Consider the following 25,574-nt stretch of genomic DNA (forward strand, 5'->3'; position numbering starts at 1 on the left):
TTGTACCTAGTCTTATACGATATATTTATGGCATTCAATGATCATCGCAATAGGCTTACAATCCTCTTTATCCGGACATTCTAAACATTGCTCATCATAAGGCTCAGCTAGTTCGGAAAAATCACAAGCGGCAAACCCGTTTTTTTCATAAAAACGTACAGCATCACCTTTGGCAACTGTCGTAACCTTGTATAAGCTGTCATTACTATCAAATGGAGTTTGGCAGTACTTTTCAGGGTTTTTTATCATTTCTTGTAACAACCGACTGCCAATTCCAGTGTTACGTTCAGCTTCGTTGACAGCAAATACTAATAAATGAAAGAAGTTGGTATCAAGTTGAGCTAACATCGCCCCAGCTAACACTTTATTATCTGTTTTTACCAGTACGTGTTCCTCAATATCGCCGGCAAGACCCATGCCGTAGCCTGTGAATAGCTCCTGTAATTTAGCCTCGTCTTCGCTAGTGGCAAAAACTATCTCGTTGCACATAAGTGACATCCCTACTTATTTTTGTGAATTTAACCAACAAGCCTTTTCCTGCCAACGATTTTCCAGCGCTATAGCCAGCTTGGCAATTTCTCTTCTGCTCATTTCATCCTTTTCCTCACCAGGCAAAACGACTCTTACTGCAGCTCTTAAGAAGTCGATTCTGAAACAAGCCCCGCCAACAAGAACCAGTACTGCTGCCATAACTAACCAGTATATAGAAGTAAATAGCAAGCTAATGACCATTGGTACTAAAGTTCCGAAGATAACGACTCCAGCCCAAAAAGCTGAGCTAAACTCGCCACTCCATAATTTGCTAGCTCCCCGCCGCGCTTCCTCGGCTGATGACAACTTCATTCCTAATACATAGCCAGGTATCGCAAACAATTGAGCAACTAACACTGCGGCCAAAATATTTTTAATTGTAGCAGTATAAGCATTCTCACCATAACCAAATATACACAATATCAGAGTTAATGCGGCAGCCCCAGTTGCAGTCCCATTAATTAAGAAAACACCAATCAGGCCGCCACCATTCCAAAAACCTCTACCTTTTGCTTCACCCAACTCTATTCCCGGGTAGGTTACATAGAGCAGAGCCGCTATAATAGCCAGCACCGCGACAATTGTCTTAAGCCAGCCAAATCCTGCCCAAGGAATAAAACTAAAGAAAAATGTTCCATATGCAACTACCAATGGCATATATAAACTTTGTATGAGTGAGCCAAAGCTCATAACAGAAGCAAACGGACGTGCATTAACCAAATGCCCCTTGCTCTTATGGGTTAACTCTTCTAAGAGTAATAATGCACCTATTCCGGCTGCTGCCAAGGCCACGATACTTACCCAGCCGTTAATTTGTCCGGCTATTGGATTTCCTACCAAGTCTGTTACTGCAGCAATAACAAACATCATCGCTCCCATTGCGGCCAGAAAAAAGTACCACGCCGGTTGACTTCCCCAATATTCCTGCTGTTTTTCCATGCTAGCCCCTCCTCCTATGGCATAATATAGTAAATCGATGGTTTAGTTCCTAAATGTGGGTACAACGGCTGTGCATTATTTTTCCGGATCAATTTTACAATCTCACTGTCAGGGTCATCAAGATCACCGACATGTCTAGCCTGTAATTGGCAAGTTTCTACGCACCGTGTAACCATGCCTTCTTCTAACCGGGTAAAACACATTTTACACTTTTCTACGACTCCAGTTTCTTTATTCATTTGGCGCACACCATAGGGACAAACTACCATACAGAATTGACAGCCTACGCATTTGTCCGGATCGATTGCCACGATACCATCTTCCCGGTGGTAACTGGCACCAGTAGGACAACCATCAACACAGGGGGCATCTTGACAATGCATACACCCTATCGGTATATTATAGGCAGTTAAATTCGGATACTCACCGAATGGGCCAACTTTGGACACCTTGCAATATTGCATATCGAACGGTAATTCATTTTCATTTTGGCAGGCAACCGTACATGCGTAACAGCCCACACACTTTCTTAAGTCAATTAGCATTCCCCAGCGCATTAGTTGTTCCCCTCCACTTTCGAAATCCGACACATAATGCCTCTAGCGCAAAAACTGCCGCAAAGCTCATCTAAAGTATCCAGATCATCATCTACGCATACATTAATATTGGATTCAAATACGCCCATTAAGCTAGGATCTTTTACTTCCTTTTCAGGGAACCACCAGCCCCGTTCTGCCTGAATAACATCAGGTGCTACGGCCGTGGTGATAAACGCGGTCTGCTTAACCTTGCCGGTTGGCGTCTCAATCCAAACCCACTCGCCTTCTTTGATGTTAAATTTTTGGGCAAGAACCGGATTAATAGCAACCCGTGGATAGGGCCTTAACAGTCTGAGTCTTGTTATTTCCTTATGTTCGGAATGGAAGAATGGCATAAAACCGCCGCCGGCTACAAGTGATATTGGATATTGCGCAGCCAATTCTGGTTTTGCTTCTGCACTAAACGGCGGTGCAACATAGTGCGGCAACGGGTCATAGCCAAGCTGTTCAAAAATTGATATTTTTAATTCGATTTTACCTGATGGTGTTGCCACTCCCCGTGTCTCGTATTTTCTGTATTCACGATCAGCAAAATGCATCCGGTACAGCTCAACAAATTCTTCGTAACTTTCAAGTTCTAAACCTATCGGATCAAGTCGTTCTTTGAATATTTCTTCATCAGTTTTCCAAGGCCAATACTCAGCCTGCCCCATACGATGACCAAGTTCTGACCATAGCTCAATATCTGTCTTACGTTCAAACATAGGTGCAATGGCCTTTTCGGAAGCAATCAACCAATCGGAAACGCCATAGGTGGTAGTCATAACCGGTCTTTCCAACCAAGAGGCAGCAGGCAAAACATAGTCAGCCAGCATGGCTGACGGCGTCATCCAATACTCCATCACTACATACAAATCAAGATTTTTTAACCCTTCATAAACTAGTTTGGAGTTTGCGTACGATACTAACGGATTATTGGCCAATGTGATACAGGCTTTTACCGGGTAGGGTTTTTCTGTTGCCATGGTTCTAAATACTGTCGAGGGATTGGCTTCACAAAACCATTCAGCCGGAATACTTTTGCCCCACACCCGCAGCATATTTTCTGTTAGCAGTTTATAACCCGGCCAGGTATTCAGCTTAAACCGGTCTGATCCGAGTTGTTTGGCCCGTTGCTCCTCTGGCAGCATATCATTTAATTCCATTTCCCAGTCGGTAATAAACGTCGGATGAGGACCAGGCATAACATCGCCGCCCGGAACATCCAGATTGCCGCAAATAACCCGCAGCGCCACACGAGCTTGCGCTGAAGCTGCACTGCCTTTACCTAATTGATCAGTTGCAACCCCCCAAACAATACAAGCCGGCTTGCTCATGGCATATATTCTGGCCGTTTCAGCAATCAATTCCGGAGAAATACCGGTTTTTTCGGCTGCCCATTCAGGCGTGTATTCCTGTACCCTATCGCTTAGTTCTTCAAAGCCTACTGTCCAATTTTCAATAAACTCATAATCACATAAACCTTCATTAATAATAACATTTAACCAGGCAAGCGCCAGAGCATTGTCCGAACCTGGTTTTAACGGCATCCAGATGTCAGCTTTTGCGGCTGTTTCACTAAAATTCGGATCAATAACGATGATTTTGGTTCCATTCTCTTTCGCTTGCAACGTACCACGCATCTCCGGTAAATAGGAAGCCCCGCCATTATGACCCCAAATAACAGCACATTTGGACCCTGCAACTTCAGGATCGAAAGCAGCCCAACCATAGGAAGCGGCTTCAGTTAAAAAGTTTGGTATCCAACACACAGGAGCTGTATGAACAACATTAGGACTACCCAAAAGATTGAAGAAACGCCTCCGGGCAAAGTCGTCAGTACGATTAGTTCCTCCGGTAGTAGCAATTGTCTCAGCACCATACTTTTCTTTTAACGCCGTCAAACGGGCCGCAATGTCATCTAATGCCTCTTCCCAGGATACACGTTTGAATTCACCCGACCCGCGTTTGCCTACCCTTTTAAGAGGATAGTTGATCCGGTTGGGGTGGTTGAGATGATCTAGAGCCGCTACTCCCCGAGGACATTGCGCCCCCAAATTAAAGGGATGCTCCGGATCTCCCACCACCTTTGTTACCACTCCATTTTCAACTGTTGCCAACATGCCACAGTTCATATGGCAAAAATGGCAAGCTGCCTTTTTTACTTCGCTCATCCTTTATCCCCCAATTTTACGCAATTTTAGTTTGTTTACCTGACTGTTAGCTGTATGGCCTTTTGCGGGCACTGCCCGACACAGGTATAGCAGGCACAGCATTTTCCGGCAGCTGATGTACTTGCCGTTTGCTTCCCATCGACAGTCACCATCTTAATTACGGCTTCCGGACAAAACGCTTCACATAAGCCACAGCCGGTACACAGGTTGCTGTCAATACGAACATCAACTGAATTACCTCCTACCGGTTCAGCATAAGCTACTTTATCTATAACTGGCGGCATATAAATCCGCCGCCGAGCCTCCGGAATACTTTTTACCGATAATTTTTCCAGCGCCCCTACCAGTGTGGGCAATTGTTGAAACGGTACAGAAACATAGGCTTCAAAATCACTAATATCACTAATGGCTCTGGCACCATAACAACCGAAAGAAATATTCATTTGTTGCGTTTTCATAACCTGCACCGTCAAATCAGCACAAGTTGAGTTGTAACCTGAAGTATGAAAATTATGCCGTTCCCCCGTGCTATAGCTGGCTGCACACATTAACCACATCATTTGTTCAGGATACATAGTAAAAATAACTACATCTGGTTCAAAAGTGGCATCCTCAAGCGGAGCAAGCACAGTCGCCGCATAAGTACCGGCCTCAAACTCCTGCCGTGTGGCTATCATCTTCTGTGCACATTCAATTGTCGGCAATTTTTTAAACAACAGATATAATTCACCAGAACGCAATTTAGGGGACATAGGAACCAACCCCATAATTGCAGCTCCGTCCGGGCAGGCGTGCCGACTGGGTGGCATATATAAACTATTACCTCGCCGGGCAAGGGTGATAGCCTGGCAGTGTCTTAGCGGAACCGAAGGCTGAGTTACTTTTTCCGGAATTTCTTCACCGGGCTTTACTAGTTTTACAGCAACTGGCGACCACCTAAGTGTCAACATTTTTGTAAGTGCTGTGGCAAGTTCATTATTATTCACGCTGCTTGGTCTCCTTTTCTTCCCTGTCCTCTGCCATAATTTGTTCCCAAATTTTTTCCCCATCAGCACCGGTAAGCATTTTAGCTACCCGCGCTTTTGCCCCAGTAAAGTCTTTATTTTGCTCCAGTAACAGGTGTAACACGTGAGTTACAGGAATAGGCGAACCAAAAACATCAAATTTCAACACACAACTTAAACAGTACCCTACCAGAATATCGGCATCAGACAGCTTGGCTTCATTCAGCCTTTGCTGTACAAGTTCTTCCGTTAATTCGGGATTAAAATGAGAAATCATCCCGCCGCTTCCACAACAAATGGCTTGCTCTTTACTGTGTTTCATTTCTATTATAGAAAAGCCACTTTGCTCCAACGCTTGGCGCACTTGACTGGCAAACTTAAGTTCAAACCGGTCCGGACAGGCATCATGGATGGTGCACTTGATTTTGTCAGTCCGCTTAAGCGGCTCAATTTTTAACACTTCATACACTGTCTGAATAGCAACATCACAAAACTCAAAGACGTCTTTCAATTGATAATAACAACCTGGACAGGCGGTAATAAGCCTGGTAATGTTATGTTTTTGCACAAAATCCCTTAACCCCGCCTGCATGGATTCAGCTCTTTGCTGCAAACCCATTTGAAGCAAAGATTTGCTGCAACACTCTGTCCATATGCCCTGACAGTTGCAGTCAGTCTGTAACCTGCGATAAACCTCACGTGTTAGTTCCGGCGAATAAGTCAACAAAGTACAGCCAGGAAAAAACCAAGTTCCACCACTGCCGACATTTTCTATATCATGATAGTCAATACCATAATAGCTACGGAAAACATTCATAACATTATTTTTTCTGTCAGGAAATAGATACCGGTATTCCTCAATATCCAATTCGCCATTAGCTACTGCTTCATTCCTTCGGCTGGCAAACATTTCTTTGGGGCTTAGTCCTAGTGGACAAACAGCCTCACATGCGCCGCACAATGAACAGCTAAAGGCCTCGTCAACCTCAACTCCCTGTTTTGCGATAGTGGCCGGTGTTTTACCAGTACTTCCCAGAAACGTACAGATATCCGTACATTTTCCACATTCAATGCAGTTTTCCGCTAGCGTATCCATGCAAAATCTCCCCTTAAAACCGCCCTGATTTGTCAAATAGTTTTTGATCAACGGTGTGTAACTGCTGTCGTTTCCAGGCCCATTTCATTTAAAACTGCAATGGTATTTACTGGTACCTTAATACTTTTATCATAACGCGCCGCTAATTCTAATGCCCTGACAACTGGAATCATACTTGCTAAATCCACCGGAATGTCAACATCAGAAGCAGCTTCCACTATGCCAAACGGAATATCTTGCTGTACCGCTTTAGTTACCAGCATATCCAACGCCGTTATCCCTTCAGAATTGTAAAATACCCGGTTGAAATCAAAGGGCGTCGTACAGGTAAAACCGACAACAGAAAAGCCGCCTTCCTGACAAGCTCCTTCCACTAACCCTGCTCCCAGTTTCTGGGATACATTATCAATTTTACGGGCCACTTTTAGGCCATATTCACTTGTCGCCAGCTGTTCCAGTTTGCAAACAGCATCCTTTAGGATGGAAGGCTGCAAACTAGGCAGGTCTCCACCGACAATGACCACACTATCAGCTAACCGTTCCGAAGCCCCGTTTTTCAGAATATAATCAGCAGCATATTGCATACATTGGTCAAAGTTGCCGCCTTGGTCAGGATAAACTTCTTTAATTTGTGAATGGTCGGAAATCCTAGACAACAGTTTTTCCAGGTATTCGCGATCTCCATCATGATTGTAACAAATCCGGATGTCGCCACTTTTGGCCTCGATACAAACGTTAATTACGTCTAGTAGGCAGCCTTCATAAAAAGCCATAGCCTCTTCCGGCGTTAATAAGCCACCCCGTTCTGTAGTAAGCCGGGTTTTAGTTTCTCCGGCCTTAGGAACTTTGGTAAATACAACTATTGCATTGCGCATTACTATTCCCCCTATAAATTAAACTAAGCTATATACCAAGCACGTGTAAATTTCGGTATCCTTGCATCCGCTGAGCTCAGTATTTCTCTGTTATATCGCATTCATATGATTATCTAAATACTTTATAATGCAAAATTCATGCCAATTAGTTTTCTTTATAAACAAACCCCCAAACCTCTTATAAATAAAGCATTTGCGCTCATTTTTATTTTTGTAATTCGTTTTTCTTTTTTTCATTTTGAGAAATTCCTCATTTTTATTGTCTCATTTTAAAATCGTCTAAAGGCACCGACAATATTAAAGGTCTGTCTCATTCCAAAGTACAGTAAGCAAGAATGTGGTTTGGACAATGTAAAAATGGGCTGTAGAATACTTAGAACTAAATATCCCACAACCCATTTATCTATGCTTCTGTTTGCAACCTAATTTGATTTACGCTAAAAGTAACTACTGCCGCCTTACATCCTAAACTTATTAACTGCTCCTTGTAACTGTTCTGCCAATTGAGCTAAATGGCGGCTGGAAGATGATATTTCTTCCATAGACGCCAATTGCTCCTCTGTGGCAGCAGAAATACTTTGTGTCTGACTAGAAATCTCGCGGCTAAAGGTTTCAACTTCTTTCATTGATTCAAATACTTGTTCACTGGAAACAGCAAGCTGTTGCATGCCGTCTGCTGCCGCTTGTGCAATAGAAGCAACCTTCTTTATATGCAGGTCAATGTCAGTAAAGGCTTTACCAGCCTGATCAACCACGTCTGATCCTGTTTTTACTTCCTGGGTGCCGTTAGCCATTGTGATTACAGCCTTATCTGTTTTACTCTGAATATCACCAATGAGTGTTGCAATTTGTTTAGCTGCTGCTTGGGATTGCTCAGCCAATTTTCTAACCTCTTCAGCTACGACGGCAAATCCCCGGCCCTGTTCACCTGCTCGTGCCGCTTCAATCGCAGCATTTAATGCAAGTAAATTAGTTTGACCAGCAATACCGGAAATTGTATCAACAATTTGTCCAATTTCTTTGGACTGTTCTCCTAATTCGGCAACGACCTGGGCAGAATGTTCTACGGTCTGCCGAATATTATTCATTTGACTAATAGCACTTACAACAGCATGATTTCCCTCCGTTGCCGCACTCACAGCCTTAGCAGTAATATCGATTACATTACCTGTTTTAATGGCCTCTTCATGAGCTCCAGACGCAATTTTTTCTACAAGCAATAGTGCCTTATCTACAACAGTTACCTGATCTCCGACTCCCTGAGCGGTACTTGTAACTGAAGTACTTACCTGACCTGCTACTTGCGCTAACTGTTCGGCATTAGCGGTTAGTTCTTGCGAAGATGCGGCAACCTGTTCGGACGATCCGTTGATCTGTTGTACCAGACCACGTAAATTACCTACCATTGTTTCAAAGGCATGAGCCAAATGTCCCATTTCATCCTTAGAGGAAATATTGATACTAATCAGAGAGATATCACCAGCAGCAATGCCTTCAGCTGCATCCTTGAGTTTTTTCAATGGTGTAGCGATTTTAGTCGCCACTATCAGCACAATAATGGCGGCGATAAGTAACACAATCAAACTTATGGTTAGTGATGTCCAAGTAAAGGCGTTTAGTTTTGCCTTTACTTCTCTACTCGGCACATTTACACCAATTGACCAGTTATATCCCGGAATCGGCGCATAAGCTAGATATTTGGTAGTTCCAAGATAGCCGTAGCTTACAATTCCCAGTTCTCCCTTAGTCATTTTTTCAGTAGCTGTTTTTAATTCCGGAGGTGCATTAGGGTCAGTCATGCTACTGACTTTGTTGACTAATTCTTTGTTAGGGTGCACTATTATTATTCCATCTCCCCGGATTACATAGGCATACCCGGTATCACCGGCTTTTATTTCCAGAACTATTTTTTCGATTTCCTCAATATTAATTAGCGCTACAAGTACACCGGTGATTCGATTTTCAACACGAACAGGAGTTGAAATAGCAACTACAAATTTATTGGTTTTTTTCGAAACTACAGGATCAGAAACAACCGCTTCTCCCTTAATCGAGCGTTGGAAATAATCACGCTCCGCTAAAGTTCCTGTTTCTCCGTTGTAATCAACATAGTTACCTTTTTCATCGACCCATATAAGGCTTTCGTAAATCTTAGCATTACTTAATTCTGTGTTTAAATAAGGAACAATCGTTTCGCGAGTGCCGCTAGTGATAATCGGTGAACGGGCAAGTGTTGCAATATCCCTTTTATTACTATCCAACCATCCTCCGATTTGGACTGCACTACCTTGTGCTTTACCGGCAAGTTCTGTTTCTACATCTTGTATTATGATTTTTTCAGCTTGCCAAAAGTTAAGCCCTGCCAACAAGCTTAATGCAAATATAAACAGGGTAATAACAATTACCCCAAGTTTTGCTTTTATACTATTCATTGTTTTCTCCTTGTCATACGAAAACTGAATCATCATTCCTTTTATATAATGCTATACTTCTGTTAAGATTGAAATTACCACTAGTAGAAGCAGTAGTAAAACTTAGAAATCGACAGTACTCCAGCGAGGAAAATATGGATAGACCCAGCGAGATACACAATTAACAGTGTCCTAACAAGGGATATATATTAACCCTCCTTGCATTATTAAATTTCTGTAAATTGCTGGCTCTACCCCAATTTATCAAATTACCTTATCTTGAAATAGTTATTTGCTTTGCCACTTTACTCCGGTTATCTAATGTTCTAAAAATGAAAGCAAAAACCAGACCCACTATATTAAGACCCAAGGCAATCCAGAAAGCCTGCTCATAAGTTCCGGTAGACTGTCTAACTGTAGCAGCCGTCATCGGTCCAAAAATTGCTGCTAAGCTAAAACCAATAAACGTAATTCCATAGTTTACCCCAAAGTTTTTTAAGCCATATCTCTCACTGATAATGGATGGCATAGTACTCATGAAACCGCCAAAAACAGCCCCAACTCCAATAGCAGAAACAGCAAAACCGGCTACAGAACTTGTAAAAGTTAAGTTTAACATCCCCAAGGCTGAGATGACATACATGATCATAATGGTATTGGAGCGGCCAATTTTATCTGATACGGCACCAAAAATGATCCGTCCCAAGGAATTAGATACAGCAACCAAACTGACGAACAGCGCAGCATCCATAGGGCTCAATTTAAACATTTGCTGCCCAATCGGCGAAGCAAAGGCCGTAATCATAAGTCCTGATAAAGCCCCACAGGTAAGCATAACTAAAACAACCCACCAAGTACTATCACGCAGCATTTGAGTCCAGGCCATATCACGAGCTGCTGGTTTAGTAGTTTTAACTGCAACCGGGGGATTCCAGCCCGCTGGCTTGAAACCTGCCGGAGCATTCTTTATGAGTAATGAACATAACATAATAACGACAAAAAATACGGCACCAAGAATCTTAAAGGTAGTTAGTACACCAAAACTGGCAATCATCGAACTAGCAACCGGAGCAACAATTGTAGCGCCCGAACCATAGCCGGCTGCAACCAGACCTGCAGCTAAGCCACGCTTATCGGGAAAGAACTTCACGGTATTACCGAGTGTTCCAGAATAAACACACCCGCCACCAATCCCGGCAAGCACACTATAGGTAATATAGAGCATCTCTACACTGGACACAAACCCAGTTATAAATAACCCTACACCAAACATAATCCCACCAATGATAACATTTGCCTTTGGTCCTAAACGGTCTTGAATGTATCCCCCACCAATCATAGCAACCGGGCTGAGAGCATGGTTAATTGTAAAGGCCAACGCAATGGAGGTTGCAGCCCAGCCAAATGTTTTTCCTAAAGGTAAGGCAAATACGCTCCAGGCGTATAAAGTTCCAATACAAATGTTAATTACAACCGCGGCACCGAGAATTAACCATCGATTATACTTTTGTTCTGACATTCTTTTACCCCTTCCTGATTATAATTATTGTTTACGCTTTGATTATTTGGCCAAACTTCCCACCGACAAAAACAACATACCGTGAATGAGCATTGACTAGGTGTTTATTAAAAATTCTGTATCTTTTTGTTTTATAAAGGCAGGCCCATTTAAACCTGGCCTGCCCATATTTAACCTACAGTTCCCGTCAAAACTCATCTGCTGAAAACTGATAAATCTTACTTTTTGTCTTCGTCTTTTGGTAATTCTGTCTTACAAAAAGGACAAACTTTTTGCTTAATACCTGCCATCGCTGCGATTTTCTTACCACAGTTCGGGCATATTGTCGGCTTGGATAATGCTGCTGGTCTAAAACACATTATATTGTACCTCCTTTATTGTTAGTAATGCTCCCATCGTTTTGCGTTTTGTTTTCTACCCACCTCCCTTAGGCGCTGTTTTGGGTTAAATTCTCATTACCCCTCATACGTACTAATTTCGGCTTGCTAATACTAAAATAGCTATCGCCTGAATAAAAATTAGAATTGCCAATCATTCTTCAAAAGTATATTGCATTAACTATGCCAACCTATTGCAATCATAGATAAACCTGCGTATTACAAGGGTTAATCCCTATTTTTCCTGCCGCTTACCAGTACCTGCAGGATCTCGTTTTGAGATTTATAAACCTTTGCATAAAAGCTCGCAAATCAGAAAAATCAAGTGATATAAGCTACTCTTTTTTTAAAATCACAGTATCATTTTAGGATTTTTACAACTACCTAAAGTGGCCCCAAACATAAGCGAAAACAATCCCCTCAATAAAAAACAGCAAGCTATAGAGCCAATTCCACCGTAAGGCAATATCAAATGTTTGGCAGTTAATAAACTTGGCCAGTGTAAGCACAATTCCCGCAAAAGGAGAAATAATATAGGAAATACTTCCTCCTAATGCCAGGCAGAGAGCTACGGATACAGGTGCTATCGGCAGTTGTATCGTTGTAAGTATCTGACCAAATAACACAATGGAAACAAAGGGATGAATTCCTGCAATTGCACACAAAATCATTAGTATCGGTACTAAAACTATTGACCACAGTCCCATTGCATTGGCAATAACCTGCAAAGTAGGCTGAATGAAATTAAATAATCCAGCTTGTTGGACAGCCGTAGAAAATATTCCCATTGAAACGAATAAGGGGGCCAGATCAATTGCCTTTAGCAATCTGTCCCGCCAATATGCGCTTAAGGCCGTCTTACAATTTGGCCGTCTTGCAAAAAAAGCAGTCCAGGTTAAAACAACAATGAATCCTGTAAGCATAATCTGGTTGGTACTTGAACCCACATTCATATTTGCAAAAATCATTGTTCCAGCAATAAGACTCAGCACAACTAGAATGATATGATATACTTTTCCCCGAATGGGTGTATCACTTAGCTTGCAGTTTATATAATCACCCACTATAGTTCGCTTCGCAGATAAGTTCAGTTTCCGTTCAATAACATAGGAAGTAATTATACCAATTAGACTCAATATCAAACCGGGAATAAATAACTCAATCCAGCCAACCCCTGTTGCCTGTACCACTAATAATAGGTTAATTGTGCCCGGCGCCCATAGGACAACTAAGGCATAACTCCGTGAAATAGCCGTTGAAATAAACCGCTCATAATTATTTACGTTACGTTTTAACGTTTTTTCCAACAACGAAATCATTACCGGAATGGTCCCAAATGACAAAAAACTTGAGATAATATGGGTAACAATGGTAACAAATAAAAAGAGTCCTGCTTCTCCCTTGTGTACCTTTAGTAACCAATAATGAATAGCCGAATTATAACCACCAATTTCAATCGGAATTGAAAACAGTTGCATAACAAAGAGTATTGAAATTACATTCATCATCGAATTAGTCGCCATAACCCAGATAGTAAACGGCTGTCCAGAATAAAGAAGAAGGGTCACCCCCCCAAAAAGAAACAGCAGCGTTACTTTTTTAAAAACTTTACCCATAAGCATAATACTGGACACCAAAACAGTAATAACCACCACAAATTCCAGTTTTGACAAATTAATCCTACTAAATGGAGCCAAAAGATTTAGCACAGTTAAAAGCAGCATCGCATTTTTACAGAGAAACGGCACGCTATCCACTTCCTTCATTGTCCATCAGCACGCTAAATGCATAAATGTCATAACGGTCCCATTAAAGGGACCAGTCATGACACTTTACACATACTATTAATTTATCAACATATCACTCAGTCAGCCTCTCCACAAACGCTTCTTAAACGAACTTTGGTATTTTCTTCGGCAAGTTGATCAAGGGATTTTCCTTTAGTCTCTTTTTTTACAAAGAGATAGGCGGCTAATCCACCGATAACTGCCGGAATAATATAGAATAAAAATGACATCTGAGGGCCTAGGTTCATTGCCATAATTAACCCAGCCACAATAGGTGCCAAGGCCCCCCCGAGCCGGCCAAAGGCCTGACACCAGGATACCCCTGTATTTCTAAACTCTGTTGGATAACTCTCTGCCATCAACGGTTGTACAGCGGTAATCGCATAGTTAATAGCAAAACCCATAAATATATTGGCTGCCAGAATGGCTGCAAAATTACTGGGAACGAAAGCCATAATAAAAATAGAAGCACCACCAATAAAATAACTGCAAATGAGATTTTTTCTGCGCCCAATGATTTCAGCGACAATGCCAGTCGAAGCATTGGCAAATACCGCGGCAGCATTATTGGCAATTGCCAGTCCATAGGCAGACGATAGTTTTAAACCCTTTTCCAACATAAGAGAAGGTAGCCAGGCATTAATTCCATAAACAATGAAGCAACCACAGAAATAGGTGAGCCAGATACCGGCAGTTGCTAACCTATAGTCTTTGGAAAAAAGAGCTTTAGGGCCGACAACCTTGGACTTTAGCGGCACAATCAAAGAATTAGAATCCCAATCAGTTACTTTTCCAGTAGCAATTCTTTCAATATCTTGGAGTACCTTTACAGCGTCATCCTTCCGTCCTTTATTAGCCAGCCAGTGAGCAGACTCGCGCATTTTGAAATGCAGGAAAATGGCATATAAAAAAGGAATTCCTCCTATTAAATAACAAAGTCTCCACCCGTATAGAGGCACAACGAATGTGGGTATCAGGCCGCCCAGCACCCAACCAACAATCATCCACGCCATACCAAATGTTATAAATAGAGCCCGCCGGTTAGTCGGCGTAGTCTCTGAAAACATTGTTGTTACAACAGGAATGCAAGCGCCTAACCCAACTCCAGTCAATACGCGAAAAAAAGCAAACCATTCAAAACTCTGGACAAAGTAGATAGGAATGGATAACAATGAATATGCGGCAATCGAGTAGATCAACGTTTTCCTTCTACCAATTTTATCAGAAATGATGCCGGCAAGCGCTCCCCCGATAATCAAACCGAAGAGACTCCAGGAAGACAGACTACCGGTTTGTACTTTGTTTAAAGCCCATTCAGCAGATATTTGCGGCATAGTGTAAGAAACAACCATGTAATCATAGCCATCGAAAACCATCGACATACCGAGAAAGAAAAAGATTGACCAAGTAAATTTATTAACCCCGAAAGAATCAATTACTTCTGAAATGGTAAAGTTGCTCGCCATTTTATTCTCCTTCCGTTAGCTCGCTGCGCACCTAAATAGTCTAAAATCACTACTAATTTTGCAAGTAAAAATATCCAATCCCAATTGTCATGATATTGATGGCACTAGCCTATGCTGAATGGCATTACTCTTATATGAGTAATGCCATAACGGTCCCGCAAAGGGACCAGTCATGGCATTACGTATACTAGTAATATTTTTATTGAAAGAACTTACCCTTAAGGAAGAAATACAGCTACTCTTGTACCCTTTTCAGCTGCCTTTTTAGCCAATTCTTCAATAGGACCTATTTCCATACATTGACCTAGGCAATGAAGCACACATGCTGCTTTTTCACCTTTAGCTAAGCGGTCTTCGCACAAATCACAAAGTTGAGTAGGAACTGGAACAAAGTTCCATTCCCAATTATCACCATCAACGTTAAAGGGACCAACTTCAGTCATTTTAATCCCCCATTTGTCTTTGGGGATTTTTTTCTCGTTTCTGCAAGCAACTTCACAGCTACGGCAACCTGTGCAATATTGATAATCGATCAAAATACCGTTCTTGGACATCCTTTTCCCTCCATTCCTATTCTATAATCTTAGTCTTCTGCCTTGTAAACTTTGCAGAGTATGCTCTTGAACGGAGCGCCGAAGCCAAGTTTACCAATATGTTTATGCGGGATTAGGGTATTGATGTTGGATTTCCAAACACCATATAAGTTTGGCTCTTCGCCATTTTCTTCTGGATACCACATGCCATGGGTTGCATGAACAACATCTGGCTTAATGGCAGGCATTAGATGAGCTTTTTCCTTACATTTTCCAAATTGGTTTTCAATATAAACCCAGTCGCCCTCTTTGATACCAAGTTTTGCAGCAGTCTCCGGATTAATTTCCAAAATCGGGTCCGGATCAATAGTACGTAAAGTTTCGATCTGTCTGTGCTCTGAATGGAAGGAGGTCGCTTTTCTAGCACCGGTAGTCAATACCAACGGATATTCCTTCGCAATTTCCGGAGTGCTTACCGGGCTATATGGTGGCTCTTTGTAATAAGGAAGCGGATCTTCACCCCATTCTTCAAAGAGTGTCGAGCAAAGTTCAACTTTGCCTGTTACGGTATTAAAGCCAGGTTCACCGTCATATCTCAAGAGGCCTTTTTCGTGTTTACGATAGGTGTAACCAGGTTGGTATACACCGGCTTCTCTCAAACCGTTAAAATCAATGCCAAGTTCTGGTTTGAGCTGGTCGGTGAAGAAGTCTTCAACGCTTTCCCAAGGCCAGTTTTCAGGATTGAGACGTTTACCCAGTTCAATGCAAACCTCAATATCGGATTTACATTCACCAACAGAGAAGGCTTTGTTCATTGCACCTACGAAAATTGCATTCCGGCCAAAGTGAGTCAGCACTACACCATCATGCTCGGCAAATGTCGGCAATGGCAGGAAGATATCACCAAAGGCCATCGCGGTCGGAGTCATGAAGCAATCCTGTACAACGTTGAACTCTAAGGTTTTGAGTGCTTTGTACCATCTTTGAGGAGCAGCTGTATTAGTCGGCGCAATTGGCTGGGTGCTGTTAAACCAACCCATCCTCAGCTTATATGGTTTTCCAGATTCCAAGGTATCAAGGGTTTCATCCGGATGAGTGGTAGCCAGTGCAGTAGCCAATGCAGGCCATTCTTTGGCACCAATTCGTTTATCCCAAAGTTCTTCTGAAATTTGAGACCGGGTTTCAACACGCCATTTGCCAAGTAATGCAGCCGGTGGCCCTAATGTAATACCACCAGGCACGTCGAGGTTGCCAGTGATGGCAGAGATCGAAAGAATAGCATGACCAAGTTGAACGCCATTCGGATTTTCGTCGACAGCCAGACCCCATTGAATGGCAGTAGGTTTAGCTGTAGCCATAGCTCTAGCACATTCTCTGATTTTTTCAGCAGGGATACCAGTAATCTCTGCAACTTTTTCCACTGGATATTGTTGAACGCGTTCTTTAAGTTCTTCAAAACCATAGCACCAGTCTTCAACAAACTTATGATCATAGAGATCTTCGTTGATGATGACATTCAGGAAACCAAGAGCCAATGCGGTATCTGTGCCTGGTCGTAATTGCATCCAGTATGCTGCCCGGGAAGAAAGGAAATTCAGCCGTGGGTCAATAGAAATGATCTTGGTTCCGCGTTTCATCATATCAATAATGGAGTGACCATAGAAGCCATCAGGGTTTGACCATAACGGCATTTTGCCCCAAAGCACTAAATATTCCGGTACCTTATATCCCGGATGGTCATAACGGTCTGGATAATGACCAGCAAAGTCAATTTCCGGATAGCCTGCGCCTAAGATATAGTCAGTGATAGCGCAGCGAGGTCCGTAGCAAGACCAACCGCTCAGTGGGTAGCAAACATTTGGAGTTTGCAGTGAGGAGAAACCAAGCGGATAATAGTACAAGCAAGCTTCCCTACCGGTACCGCCGAATACGATGATCGACTCAGCACCATGATTTTTCTTAAATCCGTTTACCTTTTCTACGATGATGTCCCAGGCTTCATCCCAGGTGATTTTTTCCCATTTATCTTTACCGCGATCCTCAGGAGCACGTTTCATAGGATAAATAATGCGGTCGGGATGATGTACATACTCCGGTAAGGACAAGCATCTTACGCATAAACGTCCTTGGCTAATAGGATGCTCAGGGTCACCTTCAACTTTAACCAGCTTGCCATCTTTAACAGTTAATTTCATACCGCAACCTACGGGATGATCTCCCGGGGGTGACCAACCACAAGTTCGAACTGTATAACTACCGTCCTCGTGTATTTTTTTCCATTCTTTTTCCACGATCTCACCAACCCTTTCAAAAACTCTCTTTTCTTTAAACAATCCAGGCATTTGGTTTGCCTTCTAAACACCTCCTCAGGCGTTTGACAGACCAGAGCACCTTTTTTCTTAGGCTCGATATTTTTCTTGCAAAATGATGTATAGCCTATAGTCTGGATATCCGCTCAATTGCTTGTCTGCCCGAAGAAGTATTAGTGCAATAAACATGCCAACTTTCTTTACAACCGAAAAAGCGGCTTTTTTCCTGAATTATTCGGCGTTTTTCCCCCATTGACAAAAACGCAACTATTCTTTTTTTAGGAATCATAAACTCTAGCTTTTACGTCCACAAACCCCGGAAAACACCAAGTATAAGATAATCCTTTTTTGCGACCCGCATGTCATAATAGGATCTCATTTAGCGAAAAGCATTGCTAGATGTTAGCAGCAAATAACAGCATATATTTTTTGAAAAAAGGATTGTATAGCCGTTGGATAAATTGCGATCAGAAAGACGACTACGTCCTCCCACATGCGAAGTAGCCATCTTTCTTAATCTTTAAGATAGCAAGGATGTATTAATTTGTATCTTCCGCTATTCGGTTAATCCAAACCAAACATACAAAAACTGCCTTTGCTATTCTCAAAGACACTCCAGCTTACCTGATCACAATTTATCCACTTCGCTTCCGGTGACCCCGTGCGCATTAAACAGAATTATTTATTTTTTGAAATTTGCTGAGCCGTAGTTCTGTCCGGGTTTGCGCTTTGATGGTGGCAATTGAGAATTATCGACGGCCTTCTCTTTGCCAGCCTCTTCTGCCTTTGGAGCCTTCTCTTCTTTATTTTCTGCCATAGAAAATCACCTCCTTTATGTCAAAACTATTAAGCAATAATCATGCCAGTTTATTTATATTCCTGCAGATCCGCGTACTTTCAGGGTTTATAGCATATTTACTTTAACAAAAGTGACCATTACATAATCTCTTTTTAGGATGGTTAGAGTATTGCCTGCTGCTCTGTAGTGCAGGAGAATCGCTGAAAATCAGGCAGTCTAAAATTAAGAGCATAATGTCATTTTAGGATTTTTAACCCTGATGGGGTTAATTGGACAAAAAAAATTGCTTACGCGGGGCCTCTGGCTGGCAGAAATAAGAAAATACTCCTTGAATTCAAGGAGTATTTCTGGTTTAACGTGTAATTTATCGCATTAGCCATATTCAATATTATAGTCTTTCAATTTTCGATATAAGGTAGATCGGCTTATACCCAATATCTCGGCTGCAGCAGGTACGTAGTTATTAGCATGCATTAGCGCCGTTTCGATAGCAGCTTTTTCAAGATTCTCCAGGCAAAGCATTTCGCCCAGGTTTCCATTGCCGCTAGATATATCCTCAATTTTTATCGGGCAGGTTTCCAAAATAATATAGCTCGGCAAATTTTCCGGCTTGATTATGCCGCCCAGGGCAGTATTGACGGCATAAATCATTGCGTTTTGCAATTGCCGTACATTGCCCGGCCATTCATATTCATTAAGTTTTTTCTGGGCTGCCAAACTAATTTTCGGAATATCCCAGCCATTTTTTCTGCAATATTTTTCAACAAAGAACTCACTAAGAACTTTGATATCTACCCCTCTATCCCTTAGTGATGGTATGTTAATCGTTAATACAGATAATCGAAAAAAGAGATCTGCACGGAATCGATTTTCTTTTACCATTTTATTAAGATTTTTATTTGTGGCCGCAATTAATCTAAAATCAACTTTTTTATAACGACTACCGCCAACTCGCATAATTTGCTTATCTTCCAACGTTCTTAGCAAAACAGCCTGAAGCTCCAGCGGCATGTCACCAATTTCGTCTAGAAACAGCGTGCCCCCGTGCGCTAATTCAATTTTTCCAGGTCTGCCATTTCGTTCCGCACCAGTAAAGCTGCCACCTTCATAACCAAATAGTTCACTTTCAATTAATTCCCTGGGCATAGCGGCACAGTTTACTGCCATAAACGGTCCTTGAGGACGATACACGTTATGAATCGCCTGGGCATAAAGTTCCTTCCCTGTACCGCTTTCCCCAATAACGAGGATGTTTTCCGGTGAACTGGCGAAGCGCCGCGCTAAAGCCATACTCTTCTGAAATTCCTTGTTCTGGCTTATGATATTCTCAAACGTGTAAATAGCCACATTGCCTGATTTGCCACTTTTTTGAGTAGCTAACTTTTCACAAGAACTTAGTTTTAACACAGCGACATCTAGCTCTTGGGTGTTTTGGTTTAGAATTGGCCGGATATTCACCTGAAAACAGTCCTTGTCAAAATCCACACCAAAACGTTCTTCAATAGTTACATTCTCGCCCTTTTTCGCTATATCCATTAAACAAGAATTATCGCCTAGAAATTCATTAATATTTCTAGCAGCAGCTTCTTCCTGTCTGAGCTTCAAAATACGCCTACCTGCCGGATTAATATGAAGAATTCGGCCTTGTTGGTCAATTGTTACAATGCCCTCATCGATACAGGCCAAAGTAGCGTGCAATGCATTATTAACAGTATTAAACCTATTTTTAAGGTTAAATTCATTCTCTATAGTAGTTGCCAGAGTAGTTACCAAACACAAACTATGTGGCCCCATCTTTTTAATGGTGTCTTCCTCAGGTGTATTTAACAGGGGCTGACTTACCAGCACCGCTACAGCCTGGATACTACCATTTGCATCTTTTATTGGAGCTGCCGAAGCAATACTATTTTGGAAAGCAATGCAATAGTGTTCCGGACCAATTAACTGAACAGGACGCTTAAGCCGCAGGCATAATTCATGAGCAGTAGTACCCTCGGATTCTTCATTGATAAGCAAACCTGTCCGGGTATCGAATTCCGGAAGTCTTACGAAGCTCTCCAAACTTCCATTATTCAACAATACTACTCCGTCTTTATCAAATAAGTATAAAATATAGCCACAGGCTAGAATGACCTCCTGCAAGGATTTTGTCAACGAATAGGTAATGTCTATGAGTCCACGGTTTTTATCCAAAATTTCAGATAATTCAACCGGACTCAAATTGGAACCTGTCACCACCGAATAAGGATTAACACCTCTATTACGTGATCTAATCCAGGAAGCAGCCACTTCCTGATCCATATAGGAATATTGGCGTGGATCCTCAGCTTCATTTTGTAGAAACGCCTGTTTATATTGAAGTATAGCCTGCCAACGTTCACGAGATAATAGTTCGCTGTTAATAGTAAGAAAATTAGCTGGTGCATTTGAGATACTATGAGTATACTCTACAACAGTCACCTACAGTCCCCCCCTTACTTTTACCAGATGATTTTTTACATAACACTCGTGCTATGTAACAACCACAAAGTTACTAAACTATAAGTGTAATTAGAGCCTGTTTTTTTATTCTTAGATATTGAAAAAAAAGAGGCAGCCTTTACAGACTTCCTTCGCACAATAGGGTAGGTATGAAAACTACTCTTCATACCTTTCGGTCAACCCTTTCCCATGGGTATTCATATGGGAAAAGATGACACGGAACTCATCTATAAGTAATGATTCTTGCATTTTCTATAAAATCCTGCCAAACAAGCATTTCAAAAATTTAAAATTTCGGATAATTCTCAATTTTAAATTTTAGTAAAATTCTACTTTGTCTATATGGAATTATTAGTATTATTATGGTAATAGATATTCTAAATGTTCCATTTTGATTTCTCTAAGCTTCATTCTTGCTTCTTCCGATGTTTTTCCAAGCGGACGACTAGTTTTATCTACCATATTAAGCAGTATATATTCGCCCTGCGAAATGATAATTGATTCGGTACCAAATCCTGAATTTGTAAAAGAAGGATAATCGATCTCCATATTTCATTTCTCCTTATAGTAGTTTTTTTAAGCAATACTTTTATCAAAAAAGTACGATCATTCAGCGTTATCTGACGTATCGGGAGGTGGAGTACGATATTTACACGTCTTCGCGATACCATCTTGAGAAGGCTTTTTATGCTTATTACAGGGATTCGCACATAAGTCATCAACATATAGACACATAACGGTTGGACGTTTTGGAAGTGGTGGCATTTCTGTTCCACACTTTTTGCAGTTTTTACGTTCAGGGAAGTTATAGGTACCACAAACAGGACAGGCTCTTGACTTTTCCTTTGGCGGCTTACATCCCCCACAATATGGATTGCAAGACCAACACATATTGCTTCCTCCTTAGTTCCCCTATCAATCCTAGATCCTACACAGAATGCGAAGCACAGAATAGCAGCAACTTGGATACGAGTCAAGACCCCGCCTCTATAGGCGGCGATAATTCAGGTGGAGTAGACTCTCCACCTGAATCCCCAATGTTCAGCTATGCTGAAACGAGTTCACTGTCCTATTTTGAGACTAGCGCTCAGACACTCTATGTAATATCCAGTAGTGATTACTAGTTTTTTATTATCGAAGCAGCAGCGATACAGCAGCTATTTCGTATCAAATCGGCTAAGTGCAGCTAAAAGTGTTGTTTTAAGATGCATTACGTGGCTTTTTTCCGGATACTCTACCTCCGCTGCCTTAAAAAGCTCCCGTAGCCTTTTCTCCAAATCTTCATTGGATTGGTAATCCCCCAGATCCATAGCCATGTTCCCCATGAATACCGACGGAGATGTTGAACCACTGTTTTGATGAAGCTTATTCCAAACGGCCGCCGCATCTTGCAATGTGAATGCCATAATATAGCCCTCCTCTACTTCTTACTATTTTGAGTATTACACTAATTGGACACAGCGTCAAGAATCAAAATAGGACAGTTTATAGCCGGTTGTCCTATTTTAAGAATCAAAAATATATCGGTCTCCAATACAAACAATCGCGCCCATCCAAATTCCAATAATTAGAAAATGGGGCGAATAAATTAAGTGTATATGTTCCATCGAACTTATACACTTAATTTTACCCGCCCTTAAATTGGCCGTAATTTTTGTTTATAACTTTTACCATTCTCTTTATTTATTCCTCACCCTGATCATTCATATATATCTACATCAAATCTGCATAAAATTCCCGGTAAATCTCTTTTCTTACCTGCTGGAAAGCCACACCGGAACGATTTCTAGGTCGCGGGAGTCCCACCAAAAACTCCTTCTGGATCGTTCCAGGACGCTCTGACATTACAACAACTCGATCTCCCAAAAATACGGCTTCTTCAATATCGTGGGTGACCATGATCATCGTAGTTTTTTCTTTTTCCCATATATCAAGGATTTGTTGCTGCAACTTTAGGCGGGTTAGAGCATCCAGTGCGCCAAAAGGCTCATCTAAAAGCAAAATGTCAGGCCGGTTAACTAAGGCCCGGGCAATTGCAACCCGTTGTGCCATCCCCCCCGATAACTGATTCGGATAGGCTTTCTCAAATCCGGCAAGCCCGACCAGTTTAAGATGACCGGCAATAAGGTTGGCTTTTTCTGCCTGTGTTCCTGTTTGTAAGGCAAATTCTATATTGTCCCGCACTGTCAACCAAGGCAATAGCCTATGTTCTTGAAAGACAATTCCCCGCTCCAGACCCGGACCGTTGATTTTTGTTCCCCCAACACTAACTGACCCATTATACTCCTTGTCAAGCCCGCTAAGGATACGAAGTAAAGTACTTTTACCACAGCCGCTGGCACCAACAATACATAGAAATTCATTGCGGGACACATTGAGAGTTATTCCATTAAGTGCTAGTACATCGCTATTTTGTTTTTTATAGATCTTGGATAAATTGGTTATAACTACATGATTGTTATCTCTCATACCCCGGTAAATGACTCCTTCCAGCGGATAATTCTCTTTTCCATAGTGCGAAGCATACTATCCATAATTTTGCCAATCACACCAATGGCCAGCATACCTACCAAAACCCTATCCGTTTGGGCTAGCGCCCGGGCATCTGTCAACATATATCCGACGCCTTTCATCCCGGCAGACAATTCTGCAGCTACAACGCACATCCAGGCATAACCAAGACCAATCCGAAGTCCGGAAATAATGAAGGGAAGGGCACCAGGAATAACGACTTTCGCAATAAACTTGCGTCTAGGTACTTCCAGCACTTGCGATAATTCAACAAATTTGTGGTCTGTTTGCCGAATACCGTCTAAAACATTGATAAAGATGGGAAAAAATGCCCCGATGATGATGATAAATATTTTTGATCCTTCCTCAATACCAAACCAAAGAATCGATAAGGGTAGCCAGGCTATAGGCGGGATAGGTCTAAGCAATTGAATTAAGCCATCCAGCAATTCAAACATAAGTGGAAAAATACCCAGTACCAGTCCTAACCCTACTCCTAAAAGCGCAGCCAGGATAAACCCTTCTAACACCCGTATCATGCTTGTTCCTAAATGAATGGCCAATTCCCCGTTAGATAGCATAACAACCAAAGCATCAAATACCTGAGCTGGAGATGGCAGCAAAATCGGTTTTACCATGCCGCTGGCAGTAATGCCATGCCATACGGCGAGCAAAATACAAGGTAACAAAACCCGTTTCCAGTGCTGACAACCGGTAATCATACCGATCTTGTATACTTTAGCTATTTTTAGCACCATTTCCATTATCTCATATCTCCCTCACCGATTCTCAACACATGCTACTTTGCCATGGGTTGTACCAATATATCCTTATTCCCTGGGAATAAAGGATTGAACATCCACCTGGGTTTTGATCAGACCGTTCTTACGCATAAACTCTTCCGTATCCTTCATATCTGTCACAAATTTATCAGTGATTGTCCCGTCATAATTGAATTTACTGATAATCCTGGTCAACTGCGACTCCGGTATTTTCATATCTTCCATCAATAATTTGATACATTCATCCGGATTTTGCTTTAAGTACTCATCTCCCCGCTGGAATGCCCGCAATACGGCATCCACCGCCTCCGGATTCTTAGCAAGCGTGTCCCCATTTGCCATCAACACGGCATAGGCTTCATAAATGCCTGTCCCATCAGCGACAATCTTGATTTCACCGGCTTCTTCCAGGCGGGTTATTAAAGGGTCCCATATAACACCTGCCGCGACGTCACCACGCAGCAGCGCTGTGGCGAGATCATCCATTGACATGTGAATGAATTGAATGTCATTCATGGTCATGCCATTTTTCTCCAAAAGCAGTGATAATAACTTCTGTCCATAAGCGCCTTTGGTCGTAGCGACTTTTTTTCCCATTAAATCAGTTACTTTAGTAATAGCCGAATCTTTTTTTGCAACCAACGCCAAAGCTTTCGGTGCAGCAGAAGCAATTGATGCAATCCGGTAGTTCGTACCGCCAGAACGGCCAATAAAAGCGGGAAAATCTCCCATAACCCCCATGTCTAAATGTCCAGCCGCAAAGGCTTCACTCACCATTGGTCCCAGACTAAACGGCTGCCATTTCAGCTTAAAGCCGACTTTTTGCAGTTCCTCGTCAATAAATCCTTTCTTTTTCGCCACCCACATATGAGCGTAATGAGGCAATGGTACAACGCCGACACGAATCTCTTTTAAGCCAGACGTGTCATTCTTGGACTGAGTTACAGAAGTACTTGTACAACCGCTTACTGCCAAAACAGTCGATAATATAATAAACATTACCGAAAATAATTTCAACTTCTTCATTAAACTAACCCCTCATCGTCATTAAAATGCTTTCCTAATTTACCAGAATTATCAACATATCTTTTAAAATTTACCATGTAAATCCCTCTTTTCGAAGTTATTTCCATATCCTATCTTGTATAACATTATATATAAAAAAGCCATTGATTGCAAGTTAAAATTCGCTTGCAATCAATGGCTTTTTATTTTAGTACGCGAGTCAAGACTCCTGCCTCTACAGGCGGCGTCGGTTCAGGTAGAGTAGGCTCTCCACCTGAATCCCCATTGTTTCAGCTATGCTGAAACGAGTTCACTATTATCTAATCCCTATTTGATTTCTGTTGACTGGCGAAACCTCTTCGCCAATAGCTACTACATCATAGATCAAGCGGCACTT

The 25,574-nt window shown here is 41.9% G+C and carries 21 protein-coding genes; all 21 read right to left on the reverse strand.

All coding sequences use genetic code 11. The features are described 5' to 3' along the window. Window positions 1-12: 12 nt before the first annotated feature. The 21 genes from AC1ECB_RS18900 to AC1ECB_RS19000 all read right to left on the reverse strand — a co-directional run bounded on the left by AC1ECB_RS18900 (window position 13) and on the right by AC1ECB_RS19000 (window position 25,198). Window positions 13-489 (reverse strand): GNAT family N-acetyltransferase, encoded by a 477-nt coding sequence (locus AC1ECB_RS18900; RefSeq protein ID WP_485665236.1) that lies wholly within the window; start codon window positions 487-489, stop codon window positions 13-15. A gap of 15 nt (window positions 490-504) precedes the next feature. Further along, window positions 505-1,470 (reverse strand): NrfD/PsrC family molybdoenzyme membrane anchor subunit, encoded by a 966-nt coding sequence (nrfD, locus tag AC1ECB_RS18905; RefSeq protein ID WP_485665237.1) that lies wholly within the window; start codon window positions 1,468-1,470, stop codon window positions 505-507. 14 nt (window positions 1,471-1,484) lie between these two features. After that, window positions 1,485-2,027 carry a 4Fe-4S dicluster domain-containing protein gene (locus AC1ECB_RS18910; RefSeq protein WP_485665238.1) on the reverse strand — a complete coding sequence of 181 codons (543 nt, stop codon included), beginning with the start codon at window positions 2,025-2,027 and terminating at the stop codon, window positions 1,485-1,487. Next, entirely contained in the window at window positions 2,027-4,222 is a 2,196-nt protein-coding gene (locus AC1ECB_RS18915) for a molybdopterin-containing oxidoreductase family protein (protein ID WP_485665239.1), read from the reverse strand. The genes AC1ECB_RS18910 and AC1ECB_RS18915 overlap by 1 nt, the downstream gene beginning before the upstream one ends. Before the next feature lie 35 nt (window positions 4,223-4,257). Next, on the reverse strand, window positions 4,258-5,208 hold the full coding sequence (locus AC1ECB_RS18920) for a DUF169 domain-containing protein (RefSeq protein ID WP_485665240.1): 951 nt from the start codon (window positions 5,206-5,208) through the stop codon (window positions 4,258-4,260). After that, window positions 5,201-6,322, reverse strand: a complete 1,122-nt coding sequence (locus tag AC1ECB_RS18925) for a (Fe-S)-binding protein (RefSeq protein WP_485665241.1) — start codon at window positions 6,320-6,322, stop codon at window positions 5,201-5,203. Before AC1ECB_RS18925 ends, AC1ECB_RS18920 begins: the two co-directional genes overlap by 8 nt. A gap of 47 nt (window positions 6,323-6,369) precedes the next feature. After that, window positions 6,370-7,197: a TIGR04282 family arsenosugar biosynthesis glycosyltransferase gene (locus AC1ECB_RS18930; RefSeq protein ID WP_485665242.1), complete on the reverse strand. Its 828-nt coding sequence runs from the start codon at window positions 7,195-7,197 to the stop codon at window positions 6,370-6,372. 458 nt (window positions 7,198-7,655) lie between these two features. After that, window positions 7,656-9,629 carry a methyl-accepting chemotaxis protein gene (locus AC1ECB_RS18935; protein WP_485665243.1) on the reverse strand — a complete coding sequence of 658 codons (1,974 nt, stop codon included), beginning with the start codon at window positions 9,627-9,629 and terminating at the stop codon, window positions 7,656-7,658. A gap of 253 nt (window positions 9,630-9,882) precedes the next feature. Next, window positions 9,883-11,127 carry an L-lactate MFS transporter gene (locus AC1ECB_RS18940; protein WP_485665244.1) on the reverse strand — a complete coding sequence of 415 codons (1,245 nt, stop codon included), beginning with the start codon at window positions 11,125-11,127 and terminating at the stop codon, window positions 9,883-9,885. Between the two features lie 218 nt (window positions 11,128-11,345). Then, on the reverse strand, window positions 11,346-11,486 hold the full coding sequence (locus AC1ECB_RS18945; protein WP_144034135.1) for a hypothetical protein: 141 nt from the start codon (window positions 11,484-11,486) through the stop codon (window positions 11,346-11,348). Window positions 11,487-11,884: 398 nt separating this feature from the next. Then, on the reverse strand, window positions 11,885-13,252 hold the full coding sequence (locus AC1ECB_RS18950; protein WP_485665245.1) for a hypothetical protein: 1,368 nt from the start codon (window positions 13,250-13,252) through the stop codon (window positions 11,885-11,887). A 116-nt stretch (window positions 13,253-13,368) separates the two neighbouring features. Then, on the reverse strand, window positions 13,369-14,757 hold the full coding sequence (locus AC1ECB_RS18955; protein ID WP_485665246.1) for an MFS transporter: 1,389 nt from the start codon (window positions 14,755-14,757) through the stop codon (window positions 13,369-13,371). A gap of 218 nt (window positions 14,758-14,975) precedes the next feature. Further along, the gene (locus tag AC1ECB_RS18960) at window positions 14,976-15,311 is read right to left on the reverse strand and encodes a 4Fe-4S dicluster domain-containing protein (protein WP_021169624.1); all 336 of its coding nucleotides are present in this window, start codon (window positions 15,309-15,311) and stop codon (window positions 14,976-14,978) included. 29 nt (window positions 15,312-15,340) lie between these two features. Further along, entirely contained in the window at window positions 15,341-17,632 is a 2,292-nt protein-coding gene (locus AC1ECB_RS18965; RefSeq protein ID WP_485665247.1) for a molybdopterin-dependent oxidoreductase, read from the reverse strand. Between the two features lie 649 nt (window positions 17,633-18,281). Further along, window positions 18,282-18,416, reverse strand: a complete 135-nt coding sequence (locus tag AC1ECB_RS18970) for a hypothetical protein (protein ID WP_021169626.1) — start codon at window positions 18,414-18,416, stop codon at window positions 18,282-18,284. Between the two features lie 354 nt (window positions 18,417-18,770). After that, the gene (locus tag AC1ECB_RS18975; protein ID WP_485665248.1) at window positions 18,771-20,858 is read right to left on the reverse strand and encodes a sigma-54 interaction domain-containing protein; all 2,088 of its coding nucleotides are present in this window, start codon (window positions 20,856-20,858) and stop codon (window positions 18,771-18,773) included. A 381-nt stretch (window positions 20,859-21,239) separates the two neighbouring features. After that, window positions 21,240-21,428: a hypothetical protein gene (locus AC1ECB_RS18980; protein WP_021169628.1), complete on the reverse strand. Its 189-nt coding sequence runs from the start codon at window positions 21,426-21,428 to the stop codon at window positions 21,240-21,242. Between the two features lie 608 nt (window positions 21,429-22,036). Further along, window positions 22,037-22,285 (reverse strand): hypothetical protein, encoded by a 249-nt coding sequence (locus tag AC1ECB_RS18985; protein ID WP_485665249.1) that lies wholly within the window; start codon window positions 22,283-22,285, stop codon window positions 22,037-22,039. Between the two features lie 307 nt (window positions 22,286-22,592). Then, window positions 22,593-23,348, reverse strand: a complete 756-nt coding sequence (locus AC1ECB_RS18990; protein ID WP_485665250.1) for an ABC transporter ATP-binding protein — start codon at window positions 23,346-23,348, stop codon at window positions 22,593-22,595. Beyond that, on the reverse strand, window positions 23,345-24,154 hold the full coding sequence (locus tag AC1ECB_RS18995) for an ABC transporter permease (protein ID WP_485665251.1): 810 nt from the start codon (window positions 24,152-24,154) through the stop codon (window positions 23,345-23,347). The genes AC1ECB_RS18990 and AC1ECB_RS18995 overlap by 4 nt, the downstream gene beginning before the upstream one ends. A 66-nt stretch (window positions 24,155-24,220) precedes the next feature. Then, complete coding sequence (locus tag AC1ECB_RS19000) at window positions 24,221-25,198, reverse strand: aliphatic sulfonate ABC transporter substrate-binding protein (RefSeq protein WP_485665252.1); 978 nt, start codon at window positions 25,196-25,198, stop codon at window positions 24,221-24,223. Window positions 25,199-25,574 lie beyond the last annotated feature (376 nt).

This window comes from Sporomusa sp. 246TCP1, from assembly GCF_057319775.1.

What these genes read in the sequence shown, in the direction of transcription:
- AC1ECB_RS18945 (WP_144034135.1), bottom strand. Translation starts at nt 11,486, where the DNA reads ATGTGTTTTAGACCAGCAGCATTATCCAAGCCGACAATATGCCCGAAC.
- AC1ECB_RS18940 (WP_485665244.1), bottom strand. Translation starts at nt 11,127, where the DNA reads ATGTCAGAACAAAAGTATAATCGATGGTTAATTCTCGGTGCCGCGGTT.
- AC1ECB_RS18915 (WP_485665239.1), bottom strand. Translation starts at nt 4,222, where the DNA reads ATGAGCGAAGTAAAAAAGGCAGCTTGCCATTTTTGCCATATGAACTGT.
- AC1ECB_RS18980 (WP_021169628.1), bottom strand. Translation starts at nt 21,428, where the DNA reads ATGGAGATCGATTATCCTTCTTTTACAAATTCAGGATTTGGTACCGAA.
- AC1ECB_RS18960 (WP_021169624.1), bottom strand. Translation starts at nt 15,311, where the DNA reads ATGTCCAAGAACGGTATTTTGATCGATTATCAATATTGCACAGGTTGC.
- AC1ECB_RS19000 (WP_485665252.1), bottom strand. Translation starts at nt 25,198, where the DNA reads ATGAAGAAGTTGAAATTATTTTCGGTAATGTTTATTATATTATCGACT.
- AC1ECB_RS18990 (WP_485665250.1), bottom strand. Translation starts at nt 23,348, where the DNA reads ATGAGAGATAACAATCATGTAGTTATAACCAATTTATCCAAGATCTAT.
- AC1ECB_RS18930 (WP_485665242.1), bottom strand. Translation starts at nt 7,197, where the DNA reads ATGCGCAATGCAATAGTTGTATTTACCAAAGTTCCTAAGGCCGGAGAA.
- AC1ECB_RS18955 (WP_485665246.1), bottom strand. Translation starts at nt 14,757, where the DNA reads ATGGCGAGCAACTTTACCATTTCAGAAGTAATTGATTCTTTCGGGGTT.
- AC1ECB_RS18935 (WP_485665243.1), bottom strand. Translation starts at nt 9,629, where the DNA reads ATGAATAGTATAAAAGCAAAACTTGGGGTAATTGTTATTACCCTGTTT.
- AC1ECB_RS18925 (WP_485665241.1), bottom strand. Translation starts at nt 6,322, where the DNA reads ATGGATACGCTAGCGGAAAACTGCATTGAATGTGGAAAATGTACGGAT.
- AC1ECB_RS18910 (WP_485665238.1), bottom strand. Translation starts at nt 2,027, where the DNA reads ATGCGCTGGGGAATGCTAATTGACTTAAGAAAGTGTGTGGGCTGTTAC.
- nrfD (WP_485665237.1), bottom strand. Translation starts at nt 1,470, where the DNA reads ATGGAAAAACAGCAGGAATATTGGGGAAGTCAACCGGCGTGGTACTTT.
- AC1ECB_RS18970 (WP_021169626.1), bottom strand. Translation starts at nt 18,416, where the DNA reads ATGGCAGAAAATAAAGAAGAGAAGGCTCCAAAGGCAGAAGAGGCTGGC.
- AC1ECB_RS18995 (WP_485665251.1), bottom strand. Translation starts at nt 24,154, where the DNA reads ATGGAAATGGTGCTAAAAATAGCTAAAGTATACAAGATCGGTATGATT.
- AC1ECB_RS18965 (WP_485665247.1), bottom strand. Translation starts at nt 17,632, where the DNA reads ATGCCTGGATTGTTTAAAGAAAAGAGAGTTTTTGAAAGGGTTGGTGAG.
- AC1ECB_RS18900 (WP_485665236.1), bottom strand. Translation starts at nt 489, where the DNA reads ATGTGCAACGAGATAGTTTTTGCCACTAGCGAAGACGAGGCTAAATTA.
- AC1ECB_RS18985 (WP_485665249.1), bottom strand. Translation starts at nt 22,285, where the DNA reads ATGGCATTCACATTGCAAGATGCGGCGGCCGTTTGGAATAAGCTTCAT.